Consider the following 15,699-nt stretch of genomic DNA (forward strand, 5'->3'; position numbering starts at 1 on the left):
CAGAGGTCCGGAGATACGCAACACCATGGACAAGCTGAAGATGCATTCGCCTAACCTGACCGAGGACAGTATCGCCAAGCTGGCCGAGCTGTTCCCCAGCTGCGTCACCGAAGCGCGGGATGAGCAGGGGAGGGTGAAGCAAGCCATTGACTTCGACCATCTGCGTCAGGAGCTCTCCGACCATATCGTCGAGGGCCCTCAGGAGCGCTATCACCTCAACTGGCCCGGCAAGCGCGAAGCCCTGCTAGCGGCCAACGCGCCGATTGCCAAGACACTGCGCCCCTGTCGGGAAGAGAGTGTGGACTTCGATACCACGAAGAACCTTTTCATTGAAGGAGATAACCTTGAGGCTCTGAAACTTCTCCAAGAAACTTATTTGGGGAAGGTTAAGGCTATATATATCGATCCTCCTTATAATACTGGTAGCGATTTTGTTTATAATGATCGTTTTTCTTTGAGCAAGGGTGACTATGATGAAGGGGCGGGATATGTTGATGATTACGGGAATAGACTGGTAGCTAATCCATCTTATAATGGTAGGTTTCACTCCGATTGGCTGTCTATGGTCTATCCGAGGTTGCGGCTAGCAAGAAACCTTTTGCGAAGTGATGGCGTTATATTTATAAGTATTGATGATGGCGAACAAGCTTCTCTCAGGAAGCTGTGCGACGAGGTTTTCGGTGAGGATAATTTTGTCGAATGTTTTATTTGGAAAAAAAGCTACGGAGGAGGGCCAAAAGAAAAGTATGCGGTAACTCAGCATGAGTATATTCTTATGTATGCTCGTGATTTGGCGTCGTTGCCTCCTCTTTCTTTGCCTTATGACAAGGCCAAAGTTGAACGTTATTACAAGGGTAAAGATAGGAATTTTGAGGTTCGAGGGCCATATAGGCTCAAGCCGTTAGAGGCAACTAAGAGTATGGATCCTCGTCCTAACCTTGTTTACTCAGTTGAGCTAGAGGATGGAAGGGTTGTTAACCCTCGGCGGCAGTGGCTCTGGTCAAAAGAGCGCGTTATGCAAGCTTTGGCAAAGGATGAGGTGGCAATAATTGAGCGGGATGGTGAGGTTGCTCTAAATTATAAGCAATACTTAAAAGACGAAAGTGGAGTTGAGCGTGGGGAAAAACCATTTAGCGTAATAGATGGAATATATACGCAGCATGGAACGAAAGATCTTGGAGAAGCCTTTAATGGCAAGGTTGTTCTCCAGTTTCCTAAGCCAGTTGAGTTGATTGGCAAGCTTTTGCTTTCCGTTCTATCGGGAAGTGAAGACGAGGTGGTTCTGGATTTTTTTGCTGGCAGTGCAACAACTGCTGAAGCATGTTTTGATTTGCATGGCCGACTTGGGTCTAATGTTAATTGGGTTCTGGTTCAAATACCAGAGACTTGTGAAGAAGGCACAACTGCATACAAGGCTGGATATAAAAATATAGCGGAGATTGCCAAGGATAGAGTTAGGCGAGCGGGTAAAAAGTTCCTTGACAATAATGGTGCGAGTCAAAGGCTGGATGTGGGTTTCAGAGTTATGAAAATTGACTCGTCAAATATGCGCGATACTCACTATTCTCCGGGCGCGCTTAGCCAAGACCTGCTTTCTGAGGATATCGAAAATATCCGCGAGGGCCGGAGTTCTGAAGATCTGCTCTTCCAGGTCCTTCTCGACTGGGGCGTAGATCTGTCGCTCCCCATCTCTCGCAAAGAAATTGATAGAAAAACCGTCTTCTTCGTCGACGGAGCCGAGAAGCATATGGCCCTGGCCGCCTGCTTCGACTTGGATATCGACGAGGCCTTTGTCAAGCAGCTGGCCGAGTACGAGCCGCTGCGCATGGTTTTCCGCGATGCCGGCTTCGCCAGCGACAGCGTCAAGATCAACGTCGAGCAGATCTTCGCCCAGAAGTCGCCCAATACCGACGTCAAGGTGATCTGATGAAGCTCCAGTTCAAGACGCAGGAATATCAGACACGGGCAGTTGAGGCGCTGGCGGACTGCTTTGCTGGCCAGCCCTTCAGTAGCGGTATCCGCTACCGTATCGATCCGGGCGAGGCCGTGCCCCTGGCGCAGCCGTTGCAGCGGGATATGTACGCCTCACCTGACCCAGACGACGCCGGTTTCAAGAACGCCGCGCTGGAGCTGACGGAGCTTGAGCTGCTGAACAACATCCGGACCGTGCAGCGCCGCCAGAACATGCCGCTCTCCGACGGCTTGAAAAAGGATGACAAGACCGGCTGCCCTTACAACCTGGACGTGGAGATGGAGACCGGCACCGGTAAGACCTACGTCTACCTGAAGAGCATGTTCGAGCTGAAGCAGCGCTACGGCTGGAGCAAGTTCATCGTGGTGGTACCCAGCATCGCCATCCGCGAGGGTGTGTACAAATCGCTGCAGATCACCGCCGATCACTTCCTGGAGAGCTACGGGGAAAAGGCGCGCTTCTTCATCTACAACTCGAAGCAGTTGCACAACCTAGAGAGCTTCTCCTCGGATGCCGGCATCAGCGTGATGGTGATCAACGTGCAGGCCTTCAACTCCCGTGGCGCCGATAACCGTCGTATCTACGATGAGTTGGACGACTTCCAGTCGCGCCGCCCCATCGACGTGATCAAGGCCAACCGGCCGATCCTGTTCCTCGACGAGCCGCAGAAGATGGAAGGGGGCAAGACACTCAGCTCACTGAGCGAGTTCAACCCGCTGTTCATTGTGCGCTACTCGGCGACCCACAAGACGACCTACAACAAGATTCACCGCCTGGACGCCCTGGACGCCTACAACCAGAAGCTGGTGAAGAAGATCTCGGTGCATGGTGTCACTACCAAGGGTCTAACCGGCACCGATGCCTATCTCTACCTGGAAAATATCGAGACGGCCAAGAACAAGCCTCCGGTGGCCTGGGTCGAGTACGAGGAGAAGTCGGCCAGCGGCGTGAAGCGTAAGCGCCGCAAGCTGGGCAAGGGCGACAACCTGCATGAGCTGTCGGATGGGCTGGACCAGTACAAGGGATTCGTCGTCTCGGATATTGATGCCAGGATCGATCAGCTCAGCTTCACCAACGGCGTCGAGCTCACCGCTGGAGAGGTCACCGTCGATGTCACCGAGAAGGCGCTGCGCCAGATCCAGATCCGCGAGGCGGTCAAGGCGCATTTCAAGAAGGAGCAGCTGCTTTTCTCCCAAGGGGTAAAGGTGCTCACCCTGTTCTTCATCGACGAGGTGGCCAAGTACCGCCAGTACGATGAGAGCGGTGAGGTGCTGGGCGAGTACGCCCGGATCTTCGAGGAAGAGTACAACCTCCATCTCAACCAGGTGCTGACCCTAGAGGATAGCGCGTACAACCGCTACCTGAAGGGCATCAGCGTCTCGGACACCCACAACGGCTACTTCTCCATCGACAAGAAGTCCAAGCGCCTGGTCGACCCCAAGACCAAGGCGCGCTCTACCGAGACGGACGATGTCGATGCCTACGACCTGATCCTGAAGGACAAGGAACGCCTGCTCTCCTTCGAAGAGCCCACGCGCTTCATCTTCTCCCACTCCGCACTGCGTGAAGGCTGGGACAACCCCAACGTGTTTGTCATCTGCACGCTGAAACACAGCGACAACACCATCTCCCGTCGCCAGGAGGTGGGGCGCGGCCTGCGCCTGGCGGTCAATCAGCTGGGAGACCGCATGGACGACCCGCTGACGGTGCACGACATCAACGAGCTGACGGTGGTTGCCAGCGAGAGCTACAAGGACTTCGTCACCGCCTTGCAGCGTGACATCAGCAAAGAGCTCTCCGAGCGCCCGCGGGTAGCCGACGAGGCCTACTTCACCGGCAAGCTGCTCGTGTCGGATGAGGGGGAAGTAGAGGTAACGCCCGCCATGGCCAAGGAGATCTACCGCTACCTGCTCAAGAACGACTACACGGATAACGCCGACCACATCACCGAGGCTTACCACCAGGCCAAGGAGGACGGCACCCTCGCTGTGCTGCCGGAGGCGCTGCAGCCCCACGCACAGCAGGTCTTCCAACTGATCGACAGCGTCTTCAGTAACGCCCAGCTACCGCACATCGATGACGGTCGAAAGGCCAAGCTGAACCCGCTCAACGACAACTTCCACAAGAAAGAATTTCAGGAGCTCTGGGAGCGTATCAATCGCAAGGCAGCCTACTCGGTCAGCTTCGACTCCAACGAGCTGATTGAGAAATGCGTGGGCTATCTGGACCTGAAACTCAACGTGAAGCGCCTGGAGTACCAGGTGGAGCGCGGCACCCAGAAGGCTGAAGCCAGCTATCAGGACCTGTCCAGGGGGCAGGCCTTCACCGTCAACGAGAGTGAGCGGGTCAAGTATGACGGTACGCTGCATTCGGTGGTCCAGTACGACCTGATCGGCCGCCTGGCCGAGGGCACGCAGCTGACACGGCGCACCGTCGCGGCGATTCTCTCCAAGATCCAGCCAAAGACCTTCAAGCAATACCAGATGAACCCCGAGGACTTCATGGCCCAGGCTGCCAGGCTGATCAACGAGCAGAAGGCTAGCATGGTGGTCGAGCACATCAGCTACGACCCCATCAACGAGCAGCACAGCCAGGAAGTCTTCACCATTCCAAAATCGGAGAATCACTTGGATCGAGCCTACAAGGCCAACCGCCACGTATATGACTACGTGGTAACCGACTCCAAGATCGAGCGGGACTTTGTCGAAGAGCTCGACACCGGCAAGGAGGTGGTGGTCTACGCTAAGCTGCCGAAAAGCTTCTTCATCCCGACGCCGGTGGGCAACTACAATCCCGACTGGGCTATCGCCTTCAACGAGAATGACGTCAAGCATGTCTACTTCGTGGCCGAGACTAAGGGCAGCATGTCATCGCTGGAGCTACGCGAAATCGAGCAGGCTAAGATCAAGTGCGCCACGGAATTCTTCGACACCATCGCTACGGCGAAGGTGAAGTATGATGTCGTGGATTCCTATGGCAAGCTGATGGACCTTGTCAGGTAAAAAATCTGATAGAGCAGGCTTCTACATTAGAAGCCTGCATTAGTTTTTAGAGGAGATTGCTGTTACTGACACTTGCCAAGTGAGCAAGTGACAATTCTGAAAAAAATTCGCCAATACCTTTCATCCTAGCTGCCTGCCACCGTTGCGGCGGGGCTATCTCCTGGCTCGAGCAGGGGCAAAGATTGGCTGTCAGTTTAAAATTTTTTCTAAAAGCGGCTTTGAATGGCGGTTTTGGGCTTGAAGGTAAACCAGTGTGGTTTATTCTTCATTCTGAAGACGGAATTTAAGGCCGCTTTTTCACGTGAAAATAAACCAACTGCTGCACAACATCCCGTATGGCGCCGTCGTGACGACCGCCTGGCTGGCGTCACACGGCGTCACATTTGATCAGGCGCGTAAGCTGGCCGGCAGTGGCTGGCTGCAACGCGTGGGTCACGGCGCCTACTGCCAAGCGGGGGAGCCTCTTACCTGGGAGAGCGCTGTTTTCGCTCTGCAGGCGAGCGACGGCTCGGGGATGCCACCATTTTGGCCGGGTGGCCAGACGGCCCTGGCACTGCATGGCTTTGCCCACTATCTGCCCATGGGGGAGCGCACAACGCACCTGTATGGCAAGGAGGCCGCTCGGCTGCCCCGGTGGTTGAATGATGCCGAGTGGGCAGGGCGGATGGTGCTCCACTCTGAAAAGGGCCTGCCAGCGCAGCTTCCCGGCAGCTTCACGGACTACGCGCCGGATGGCAGGGCTTTCAGCTTGCAGGTATCGACCCCCGAGCGAGCCGTCCTGGAGTGGATCGCCGTTACGTCGAATGAGTTGCTGTTCAGCAGTGAGCTGGTGGACACCTTCGGCGGGCTTAACACGCTGCGTCCGCGCCGGCTGCAGGCATTGCTGGAGGGGTGCCGCTCGGTGAGAACCAAGCGGGCCTTCCTGGTGCTGGCTCGCCACGCTGGGCATGCCTGGTACGGTCGCCTGGAACCACGTCGACTGGACCTCGGCAAAGGCAAGCGACAGCTCTGCCAGGGCGGCAAGCTGGACAGGGAGTATCACGTCACGGTGCCGGAGGCGTTTCTGCATGCCGATTGAAGCTCGCTACCATGAACAGGTCAGGCTGTTGGTCTCGCTGCTGCCTTTCCTCAATGACGAGCCGTGCTTCGCCCTGAAGGGCGGTACGGCCATCAACCTCTTCGTGCAGCCATTATCCCGTCTATAGGTCGACATCGACCTGGCCTACCTGCCGCTGGAGCCCCGAGACGAGACGAGGCGCTGCGACGCTGTCGCGAGGCGCTGCAGCGGCTGGCAGAGACCTTCAGCACCCGACTGCCAGGCGTGCGCGCCGAGCTCCAGGATAATCGCCGAGATGAGCTGAGGATCCTGGTGCGCTGGGGGCGTAGCCAGATGAAGGTGGAGGTCTCGCCGGTACTGCGTGGCACCCTGCACCCGCCCCAGGAGCGCGATGCCGTGGAAGACGATTACGACTTTGCTGCGGTGCAGGTGGTGTCACTACCGGACCTGTATGGCGGCAAGATCTGCGCCGCGCTGGATCGCCAGCATCCCCGGGACCTTTTCGATGTGAAGCTGTTGCTGAACCAGGGCGGTCTGGATCGAAGCGTATTCGTAGGCTTCCTGGTCTATCTGCTGGGGCATCCCAGGCCCTTGAACGAAGTGATCAACCCACGGCTGAAACCGTTGGACGACGTCTACCGACAGGAGTTTGTCGGGATGGCCAGGGTTGACCTTCCTTTGCAGGAGCTGGAGAGCGTCCGCGATGAGCTGCTGTCGCGGCTGGGGCAGCTAATGACCGATGAGGACGTTCGCTTCCTGATGTCCTTCAAGCAGGGGGCGCCTGACTGGGCGCTGCTTCCGCTGCAGGGCGTCGAACGGCTGCCTGCCGTGCGCTGGAAGCTCGCCAACATTCATAAGATGCACCCAGACAAGCATCGTCAATCACTGGAGCTGTTGGAGCAAGCCTTGGGCAGGCTTCGCGAATAACGGCTGGAGCCCTGATGGTTCAGCGGCGTAAGTAGACTTCTCCTCTTATCCCTGAAGCGCTAGGCTGTTACGCATAATTACGCTAGGCGCAGGGTATAACATGGCGAACAGCAGGGAAGCTCAGTTTCAGTGGGACATCACCAAGGCCATGTCCGCCCTCGGCCTGACCTCGGTCAGCGATGGCCGCTCAGGCAAGCCCCACGACCCCGTGAAGCAGCGCTTGGCCGAGATCATCGACCGTATCGAATGCAACGAAGCGGTAATGGCCCAGGTGCGCAGCCACAGCGAAGATCAGGTGATGCGCGGTCTCCTCCCGAATAAGGTCACTGACGCCGTGCTTGATGCCCTCAGCGATCACGAGAAGCTCTGCATGCCGCCGCTGGAGGATGAAAAGGGAGAGCAGTTTACGCTCTTGATTCTGAAGCTGTCGGCGGGGAGGGGCGGTCGCAATGAATATATAGAAAAACAACGTATCGATTAATCAGTTGGTAATACTATATTTCAGAATGTATATATAAACATTTCAACCTATATGTTGGTTAACCATCTGGGATTGTGTGCAGGGGAGTCGCAGTAAGATAGGGGGAGGTGGAGAGGGATATGAAAATTGATTTTGTGGAGATTAAAAATTTCCGAAAGTTACAGAGCTGTCGTATTGAGTTTGATGACAGTGTGACCTTGCTTGTTGGGGCGAATAATAGTGGTAAAACTTCAGCCATGGTTGCTATGAGGAAGTTTTTGCTATCACCAAAGAGCCTTGAAGTCCGTGACATATCAATTGGAAATTGGGCAGAGATTGATAAAATAGGGATTGATTGGGAGTCCGGCGTTGAGTCTGAGTACAGCATAAATAACTTTTTTCCGTTATTAGATGTGTGGCTCGATGCACCTCTTTCACAAATCCATCATGTTGTTGATCTTATACCTAGTGCCGATTGGGTGGGTGGTGCTATTGGGGTTCGCCTGAGTTTCGAGGTGAAAAATCTCGATGAGCTTAAAGCTGCATATTTAGAGGCTAGGACTGCCGCAAGGCGAATTGAGCAAGGAGCTCCCGAGGGGCACAGTCCATCAGTTCCACCAAGAAATTTGATAGAGTTTATAGAGCCGGTAATTTCAAAATATTTGGTATTAAAGGCATACTCACTAGATCCCGAGCTACTTACACCGCCCGATAGTAAAGGTAGAGCCCATGTGCAGGACTTACCTGATGACGCATTAGAGATAGGCGGAACTCCATTAAAAAATTTGATAAACATTCGTGAGATTCCTGCTGATCGTGAATTTTCAACTGGTGGCACGTCATCACTTGGTGGCGAAGATGTCAAAGCCGAGCGTTTAATTAGAACTCTCTCAGAACATGTTCGCAGCTATTATGACGCGCATGTAGATAAGAAAGAGGAAGTGAGTGCTGATGATATAAGTGCTTTTAGCTCGTTGCAGCGTGCTGAAAGGGCATTTGATAAGCGAATGAAATCAGGTTTTGCTAGTGTTTTTGAAGAGCTTGCTGAGCTTGGGATACCTGGAGTAAATAACCCAAGTATTGAAATCAACACCAAGTTTAAGTCTTTAGACGGGCTTAGTCACGGGTCTGCAGTCCAGTATAGAGTTTCTGAACCAGAGGATGGGCAAGAAGTACGGTATCTTCCGGAGTCCTATGCTGGCCTTGGTTACCAGAATCTTATCGCAATGGTATTTCTTCTAATGCGATTTAGACAGGACTGGATTGATCCAAAAGTCGGCAATGCTGAAGAAGGATCTATTGCGCCACTTCAGCTTGTTATGATTGAGGAGCCAGAAGCTCATCTGCATGCACAAGTACAGCAGGTTTTTATAAAAAAATCTTATAGTGTCCTTCGTAATCATTCAGACCTAGGCGACTCATCTGAAAATATGACTCAATTGCTAGTGAGTACGCACTCAAGTCACGTCGCTCATGAAGTGAATTTTTCTAACTTACGATACTTTCGGCGTCTTCCGGCAGAGGCGAAGGGGCAGCCTCCTATATCAACTATAGTTAATTTGTCCAATGTTTTTGGTGAAGATGATAAAACCTTAAGGTTTGTTAAAAGATATATTAAAGCTACGGATTGTGACTTGTTTTTTGCTGATGGTGCAATATTTGTAGAAGGACAAGCAGAACGGATACTTGTGCCGCATTTTATTCGCCATCACTTTGGTGATCTTTGGCGGAGATATATAAGTATGATTGATCTGGGAGGTTCCAATGCTCCTAGGTTTAAGCCATTAGTTAAAGCGCTGGGGCTAACATCACTTGTTATTACTGATTTGGATGCGGGTGTACCAACCACAGTTCCAAAGAAGGGAGGTGGTACGACAACCCGCACAAAGAAGGCTAAACCTGCAATTGGCGCTGATCAGGTGACGACAAATCCGACACTTAAAGAATGGCATCCCAAAATCGCTAAAATAGATGAGTTGATTGCACTGGAAGATAGTGATCATGCTGTTTGTGTGGATGATGAATATGAGCTATATGTTTCTTATCAGAAGAAAGTCAAAAATCCTATAGATGACGATGAAGAGCTGATACCTAGAACTTTCGAAGATGCCTTGGTTTACGCAAATTTCTCTGTGCTAGAAGGTGTTTCTGGGTCGTCTACAACAAATAAGGTTTCTGCACTAGTTAAAAGCGAGCTTTCTGGTGCAGAGCTAGAGGCAGAGTTATTTGAAATTGTTGATAGTGCTGAGAAGGCAGCTTTCGCTATTGACTGCTTGGCGGCTATGGAGGATGGTGCAGAATTGGTTCCACCATTTTATATTGCTGCAGGCTTAGAGTGGCTTCAAGAAAAGCTGACTGATCCTTCTTTGGTAAAGGAAGAAGCTGAGGAGATAGAAAATGGTTAGCTTGGTTGACATGGGGTCACCTGAAAATGATCATCAAGCAGACCTCGCTATCAACGAGTGTCTCAATCCAGAGAGCCCAAATTCTTTTTTCTTGTACGCTGGCGCGGGATCCGGAAAAACTTACTCACTAGTGAGAGCTCTTGAGAAATTTGAAGAACTACATGGGGAAAGGTTTCGAAGAGCTGGAAAGAAAGTAGGAGTGATAACTTTTACGAATGCTGCATGTGACGAGATAGTTGAGCGTGTGAAAGGTGATCCTCTATTCCATATTAGTACGATCCATAGTTTTTGTTGGCTTCAGATAAAGCATTTTCATGATGATATTCGGCGTTGGCTGTGTGCAGAAATCCCTATTGAGATCGAGGAGCTTGAGCAGCGAGAGGCTAAGGGTCGGGTTGGTACTCAAGCTTCAATTGCACGGCAACGGAGCATTATTAGCAATAAAGAACGGCTAGAGTGGCTGTCAAAACGGCGGGAGTTTACATACAATCCAAATGGAGACAATTTTGGCAAAGCCTCACTTTCACATTCGGACGTGCTGAAAATTTGTGCCGATTTCTTGAGGTCAAAACCATCTTTTCAGCAGCTGGTTGTTAATCGTTACCCTTTTTTGCTGATTGATGAGAGCCAGGACACGAATAAACGCTTGATTGAAGCGTTGTTCTTTGTAGAGGAACAGCAGAAGGAACGCTTTGGCCTAGGTCTTATCGGCGACATGATGCAGCGAATTTATGGAGATGGAAAACATGACCTTGGCGTTCAGCTTCCTCCTCGCTGGGTGAGGCCCGTAAAGGAAATGAATCGCAGAAGCTTAAGCCGTATTGTGGCATTGGCTAATGATATACGCTCTCAAAATGATGAGCATAGACAAAAGGCGCTTGAAGGAAAAGACGGAGGACATGTTCGCCTTTTTATAACCTCTTCTAACAACCCTGACAAGCCGGGTTTTGAAAAATACGTAAGAGAGCAGATGGCTAATGTTTCTGGTGATGATGTTTGGAATGACTATGAAGAAGTAAAGCACCTGGTGCTTGAACATATGATGGCTGCAGTTAGAATGGGGTTCTCTGAAATGTATAGTGCGTTAAGAGCACATAACCGTTTTAGTACAGCTCTTAATTCTGGAGATCTTCCTGCTGTGAAATTTTTTTCAGAGAGTGTTCTTCCTCTTTACGAGCATGAAATAAGTGGGGCGACGCATGCTGTTATGACTCATCTTCGCCGCTCGAAGTCGCCATTGCTTTATAATGCAAACTTAAAGGATCTTTCAGAGAACGGTAACCCTCTTTTGTTTCTGAAGTCGGCAATAAAAGAAGTCGTTGAACTAATTGATAAAAATCCAGAGGCAAGTTTTTATGAAGTTTTGCAGTGCGTGGCAAAATATAACTTGTTTGATGTTCCGCAAAGTCTATCTCCTTTTTCGGAGCAGATGAAGGTTGATGATGAAGATTTAGCACCTGAGGAGGACGAGGGCGAGAAGGTATCAAGCCTAGATGCTATCCAAAATTTTCTTCACACACCTTTTAGGCAGATAGTTCCTTATAAAAAATATGTTCGAAGCGAGGGAGCATTTGACACTCATCAAGGGGTAAAGGGACGTGAGTTTGATCGAGTTTTGGTAGTTATGGACGATGAAGAAGCTGGGGGATTTCTATTTTCTTATGAAAAACTTTTTGAGGTTAAGTCACCAACGAAAGGTGATGTTGAAAAGCAGTTAAAAGGTGAGGAGACTGGGATTGATAGGACGAGGCGTTTGTTTTATGTTACATGCACAAGGGCTGAAAAAAGTTTGGCTTTAGTTGCCTATTCGCAACAGCCCACATTGCTGAAAGAGAAGGTTGTTTCAAAAGGTTGGTTTGAGGATTATGAAGTGGTTTGTTAGGTTTTTATCGCATTGCCTTTATGTGAGCATCCAATTTCTTTTTTGGGTGCTTTTTAGATAATATTTATTAAGTAAGCCTCTGTGGTAATGGGCCGAAAAGTTAGAGGTGAAGAGAAAAATCTAACCTCCCCACTGGTACAGTGAAGGTACACACACCAGCTTCGTGTGCTATCCTCAACTTTCGCTAAGCTACTGATTGCAAAGAACTGTACATTTCGCTAGATTACAGTTGCTTTTCCTTGTGTGTCAGTAACTTATTATTTTAAAAGCGAACTCATAATCCCTTGGTCGTAGGTTCAAGTCCTACTGGGCCCACCACAGCTTCCCGTCTCTCAGGTCTACCCCGTACCATTTCAGGGCTGGAGAGCCTGATTTGAGCTGCCTGTGCCCAAGCACTAGCGTCGCCAACTGATGTGCTTCGAACTCACAAACCCGAGGGTTGTGCGATGCAGCACTCGCAGTCGACTTGCCGGGTATCGAGACGAACCCGAATGCTTTATGACGTTCCGAGTCACGTCTGTTCGAGATCACTCTCCTGATCAAATTGATCCCAGTACGGTGGATCGCCGAAATAACCTGCCAGAAAGTCGACGAAGCAGCGCACCTTGCTCGCCAGCAACTGGCGATGGGCATAGACCGCATAGAGGGACAGCGGCTCGGGCTCATGCCGTGGCAGCACGATCCGCAGTCTTCCTGACCCGATCGCGGCACCCGAAATGAAGGTGGGCTGCAGGACGATGCCGGCACCAGCGATGGCCGCTTCGACCAGTACATCGCCGTTGTTGCTGATCAGGCCGCCGTCAGCGTGCTGACTCCGCCCCGGCAGCCCGCGGAAGGCCGACTCTCCGGCATCCGGTTCCATGTAGCTGTAGTGAAGATAGCGATGTGCCTTGAGGTCGTCCGGATGGCGGGGCACGCCGTGCCGTTGCAGATACTCGGGCGAGGCGCAGAACACCACGCGTACCGGGGCGATTCGCTTGGCGATCAGCGATGAACTCTTCAGGTGGCCGATCCGCAGAGCGATATCGAAGCCCTCTTCGACGATGTCGACCTTGCGGTCGTTCAATTGCAGGTCGATGCCGACGCCAGGGTGTGCGCGTTGGAAGTCGCTCAGCAGCGCTGCCAGATGGCGGCTGGCGAAAGACACCGGGGCGCTGATCCGCAGCAGGCCCCGGGCCTGAGTATGCAGGTCGCCGAGCTGATGCTCCATGTCGTCGATGTCGTTGAGAACCTGCTGAACACGCTGATGATAGTGCCTGCCCGCTTCGGTCAGGTGGATCTTGCGCGTGGTGCGGTTGAGCAGGCGTACCCCGAGGTGCTGCTCGAGCCGGGAAACGTACTTGCTGACGAGCTGGGGGGACATCGCCAAGCGCTCTGCGGCTTGGGTAAAGCTGCCTTCGGCGACCACGGTGACGAAGGCGCGCATGGTATCGATACGGTCCATCGCTCACTCCAAGGGGCAGGGAGAGCCATATTATCAACATGATGTTGTTAAAGAGCCAATGATCGTCATCTTATTTTCGTTTTCCGGTGATAGTAGAGTGGCGTCATCACTCAGGGGCAGGGCCCCTGGAACACGACAACAGACCAAGAATCGAGGTGATGCTCATGAGCAAGCAATTCGTACGGACCCTGCTTCACTCCCAGGCCGGTATCGCTGCCCTGGTCCTGCGGGTCCCGGTGGGGTTGATCCTGGCCGCCCACGGATCGCAGAAGCTGTTTGGCTGGTTCGGTGGCTATGGGCTGGAAGGCACCGGGCAGTGGATGGCGAGCATTGGGCTGGAGCCGGGCCAACTGATGGCGTTGATGGCCGGGAGTGCCGAGTTCTTCGGCGGGCTGGCGCTGGTATTGGGTCTGTTGACGCGTCCGGCGGCCCTGGTGGTGGCCTTTGCGATGCTGGTGGCCATTGTCTCCGTGCATATCGGCAATGGCCTGTTCATCGCCAACAACGGCTTCGAGTATGCCCTGAGCCTGTTCGTGGTCATGCTGGCACTGGCGATTCAGGGCGCGGGCCGGTTCTCCCTGGATCGCGTGCTGGAGGCGCGCTTCGTGAATGCCGGAAACGGACAGCGCGCTAACAGAGGTCGCTGAGGCCGGTATCTGGCTAATCGTCAGCTTGAGTGGCCCTCCGCGTCGAGCGGGAGGGCCCTCGCCACGGAATACCACGGGAGTACGGGATCATGTTGGTCGAGGGAGTCTGGAAGGAGAATTGGCAGCCGGTTCAGGCGCAGGACGAGCAGGGGCGTTTCATCCGTCAGACCTCGCCGTTTCGCCACTGGATCACGCCGGACGGGGCACCGGGTCCCACCGGTCAGGGAGGCTTCAGGGCCGAAAAGGGGCGTTATCATCTGTATGTCGCCTACATCTGCCCCTGGGCCTCGCGCACGCTGATGGTTCGCGCGCTGAAAGGGCTCGAGGAGGTGATCGGCGTCACGGTCGTCAATCCGTGCCTGACCGATCAGGGCTGGCGGTTTGGCGGTTACCCGGGCGCCGACGAGGACACTCTCAACGGCGCGCGCTACCTGCACGAGCTTTATACCCGTGCCGATTCGACAATCTCCGGTCGCGCCACGGTGCCGGTGCTCTGGGACACGCTGACTGGGACGATCGTCAGCAATGAGTCCGCGGATATCGTGCGGATGCTGAACAGCGCCTTCACCGGCATCGTCGACCGGGGGCCGGATCTCTACCCGGCCGAGCTGGCCGTCGAGATCGAGGCCCTGAACGCCTACCTCTATAAGGATCTGAACAACGGCGTCTATCAGGCCGGCTTCGCTACCACTCAGCGGGCCTACGAGGAAGCCTACGAGAAAGTGTTCGCCGCGCTGGATGCAATGGAAGCGCGGCTGGCCGATGGACGAGCCTATCTGTTCGGCGAGCGTCTGACGGAAACCGATCTGCGCCTGTTCGTGACCCTGGTACGCTTCGACGCCGCCTATCACGGACTGTTCAAGTGCAACCGCAACACGCTGCTCGCCATGCCGAATCTGCACGCATACATGACGCGGATTCTGGCCATCGACGGTATCGCCGACACGGTGCGCATCGACCATATCAAGGCGGGGTACTATTCCATCAAGGCACTCAACCCCAACGGGATCGTGCCGGCCGGGCCCGGCGTGATCTGAGGTCAATCGATGATGTCACGACGCCGGGTCGTGACGGGAGGACGCGTAGTCATGAGCAACAATACCGATGTGCTTTTCATTTCCCACGGCGGCGGGCCGCTGCCGTTGCTGGGTGACCCGGATCACCGCGAAATGGTGGCGCGGCTCACCGAGATCGCGGGCCAACTGCGCAAGCCCGCGGCCATCCTGGTGATCAGCGCCCACTGGGAGGCATCGCTGCCGACCATCACCTCGGGGGAACGGCCGGGCTTGATCTACGACTACTACGGGTTCCCGCCCGAGTCCTACCAGATCGAGTATCCCTGCCCTGGCGAACCGGCGCTGGCGCGGCAGGTTCACCAGGCGCTGGAGCGGGCCGGGATCGCGGCGCGGCTCGACGACCATCGGGGCTTCGACCATGGGGTGTTCGTGCCCCTCAAGCTGATGTACCCGGCGGCGGATATCCCCTGCGTGCAGCTGTCGCTGGTCGACAGCCTGGATGCCGAGATGCACCTGGCTATCGGCAAGGCGCTGCGGGCGCTGGACGTCGACGACTTGCTGGTGATCGGCTCCGGTTTCTCCTTCCACAACATGGAGGCGTTCTTCGCGCCCATCACACCGGAGACCGAGGCGCGCAATCAGGCTTTCGAGGATTGGCTGGCGGCGACCTGTACCGACACGCGTCTCGCGGAATCCGAGCGCGCCGAGCGCTTGATCCACTGGGATCGCGCCCCTTACGCCCGCTTCTGCCATCCCCGCGAGGAGCATTTATTGCCGCTGCAGGTATGCTACGGCCTGGCGGGCCGGCCCAGCGAGCCGCCCATCGTCGCCACCATCCTGCGGAAAAAGGCGGGGATGTTTCATTGGCAGGTGCCCGCGTAAGCCCA

Annotated in this window: 10 protein-coding genes and 1 pseudogene; 10 read left to right on the plus strand and 1 reads right to left on the minus strand. The window is 53.9% G+C overall.

Annotation, left to right across the window (positions count from 1 at the left end; genetic code table 11):
• Positions 1 to 25 precede the first annotated feature (25 nt).
• The 7 genes and pseudogenes from J0A90_RS09700 (at position 26) to J0A90_RS09730 (ending at position 11,705) form a co-directional block, all read left to right on the plus strand.
• A complete protein-coding gene (locus J0A90_RS09700) occupies positions 26 to 1,927 on the plus strand; it encodes a site-specific DNA-methyltransferase (RefSeq protein ID WP_207035061.1) in 1,902 nt (633 codons plus the stop codon).
• Positions 1,927 to 4,974, plus strand: a complete 3,048-nt coding sequence (locus J0A90_RS09705) for a type III restriction-modification system endonuclease (protein WP_207035059.1) — start codon at positions 1,927 to 1,929, stop codon at positions 4,972 to 4,974. Before J0A90_RS09700 ends, J0A90_RS09705 begins: the two co-directional genes overlap by 1 nt.
• A gap of 301 nt (positions 4,975 to 5,275) precedes the next feature.
• Positions 5,276 to 6,052, plus strand: coding sequence for a type IV toxin-antitoxin system AbiEi family antitoxin domain-containing protein (locus J0A90_RS09710; protein WP_207035057.1), 777 nt, complete (start codon positions 5,276 to 5,278; stop codon positions 6,050 to 6,052).
• A pseudogene (locus tag J0A90_RS09715) lies at positions 6,042 to 6,958 on the plus strand (nucleotidyl transferase AbiEii/AbiGii toxin family protein). Before J0A90_RS09710 ends, J0A90_RS09715 begins: the two are co-directional and overlap by 11 nt.
• Positions 6,959 to 7,058: 100 nt before the next feature.
• Positions 7,059 to 7,439 (plus strand): hypothetical protein, encoded by a 381-nt coding sequence (locus tag J0A90_RS09720; protein ID WP_207035055.1) that lies wholly within the window; start codon positions 7,059 to 7,061, stop codon positions 7,437 to 7,439.
• Between the two features lie 119 nt (positions 7,440 to 7,558).
• Entirely contained in the window at positions 7,559 to 9,823 is a 2,265-nt protein-coding gene (locus tag J0A90_RS09725; RefSeq protein WP_207035053.1) for an AAA family ATPase, read from the plus strand.
• Positions 9,816 to 11,705 carry an ATP-dependent helicase gene (locus tag J0A90_RS09730; RefSeq protein ID WP_207035051.1) on the plus strand — a complete coding sequence of 630 codons (1,890 nt, stop codon included), beginning with the start codon at positions 9,816 to 9,818 and terminating at the stop codon, positions 11,703 to 11,705. The genes J0A90_RS09725 and J0A90_RS09730 overlap by 8 nt, the downstream gene beginning before the upstream one ends.
• Before the next feature lie 511 nt (positions 11,706 to 12,216).
• Here J0A90_RS09730 and J0A90_RS09735 read toward each other — a convergent pair.
• Positions 12,217 to 13,149 (minus strand): LysR family transcriptional regulator, encoded by a 933-nt coding sequence (locus J0A90_RS09735; RefSeq protein WP_207035049.1) that lies wholly within the window; start codon positions 13,147 to 13,149, stop codon positions 12,217 to 12,219.
• A gap of 164 nt (positions 13,150 to 13,313) precedes the next feature.
• On the opposite strand from J0A90_RS09735, the gene J0A90_RS09740 reads away from it, so the two are divergent.
• From J0A90_RS09740 to J0A90_RS09750, 3 genes are all read left to right on the plus strand, one after another.
• Positions 13,314 to 13,796: a DoxX family protein gene (locus J0A90_RS09740; protein WP_207035047.1), complete on the plus strand. Its 483-nt coding sequence runs from the start codon at positions 13,314 to 13,316 to the stop codon at positions 13,794 to 13,796.
• Positions 13,797 to 13,885: 89 nt separating this feature from the next.
• Positions 13,886 to 14,833, plus strand: a complete 948-nt coding sequence (locus J0A90_RS09745; protein WP_207035045.1) for a glutathione S-transferase family protein — start codon at positions 13,886 to 13,888, stop codon at positions 14,831 to 14,833.
• Between the two features lie 51 nt (positions 14,834 to 14,884).
• Positions 14,885 to 15,694: a class III extradiol ring-cleavage dioxygenase gene (locus J0A90_RS09750; protein ID WP_207035043.1), complete on the plus strand. Its 810-nt coding sequence runs from the start codon at positions 14,885 to 14,887 to the stop codon at positions 15,692 to 15,694.
• Positions 15,695 to 15,699: the final 5 nt, after the last annotated feature.

The sequence above is a fragment of the Salinicola sp. DM10 genome, from assembly GCF_017306975.2.
Classification (GTDB): Bacteria; Pseudomonadota; Gammaproteobacteria; order Pseudomonadales; family Halomonadaceae; genus Salinicola.

Bases quoted from the DNA above. Each gene is read 5' to 3' on its own strand.
- J0A90_RS09740 (WP_207035047.1), top strand. From the start codon at position 13,314: ATGAGCAAGCAATTCGTACGGACCCTGCTTCACTCCCAGGCCGGTATC.
- J0A90_RS09720 (WP_207035055.1), top strand. From the start codon at position 7,059: ATGGCGAACAGCAGGGAAGCTCAGTTTCAGTGGGACATCACCAAGGCC.
- J0A90_RS09725 (WP_207035053.1), top strand. From the start codon at position 7,559: ATGAAAATTGATTTTGTGGAGATTAAAAATTTCCGAAAGTTACAGAGC.
- J0A90_RS09700 (WP_207035061.1), top strand. From the start codon at position 26: ATGGACAAGCTGAAGATGCATTCGCCTAACCTGACCGAGGACAGTATC.
- J0A90_RS09750 (WP_207035043.1), top strand. From the start codon at position 14,885: ATGAGCAACAATACCGATGTGCTTTTCATTTCCCACGGCGGCGGGCCG.
- J0A90_RS09745 (WP_207035045.1), top strand. From the start codon at position 13,886: ATGTTGGTCGAGGGAGTCTGGAAGGAGAATTGGCAGCCGGTTCAGGCG.
- J0A90_RS09705 (WP_207035059.1), top strand. From the start codon at position 1,927: ATGAAGCTCCAGTTCAAGACGCAGGAATATCAGACACGGGCAGTTGAG.
- J0A90_RS09730 (WP_207035051.1), top strand. From the start codon at position 9,816: ATGGTTAGCTTGGTTGACATGGGGTCACCTGAAAATGATCATCAAGCA.
- J0A90_RS09735 (WP_207035049.1), bottom strand. From the start codon at position 13,149: ATGGACCGTATCGATACCATGCGCGCCTTCGTCACCGTGGTCGCCGAA.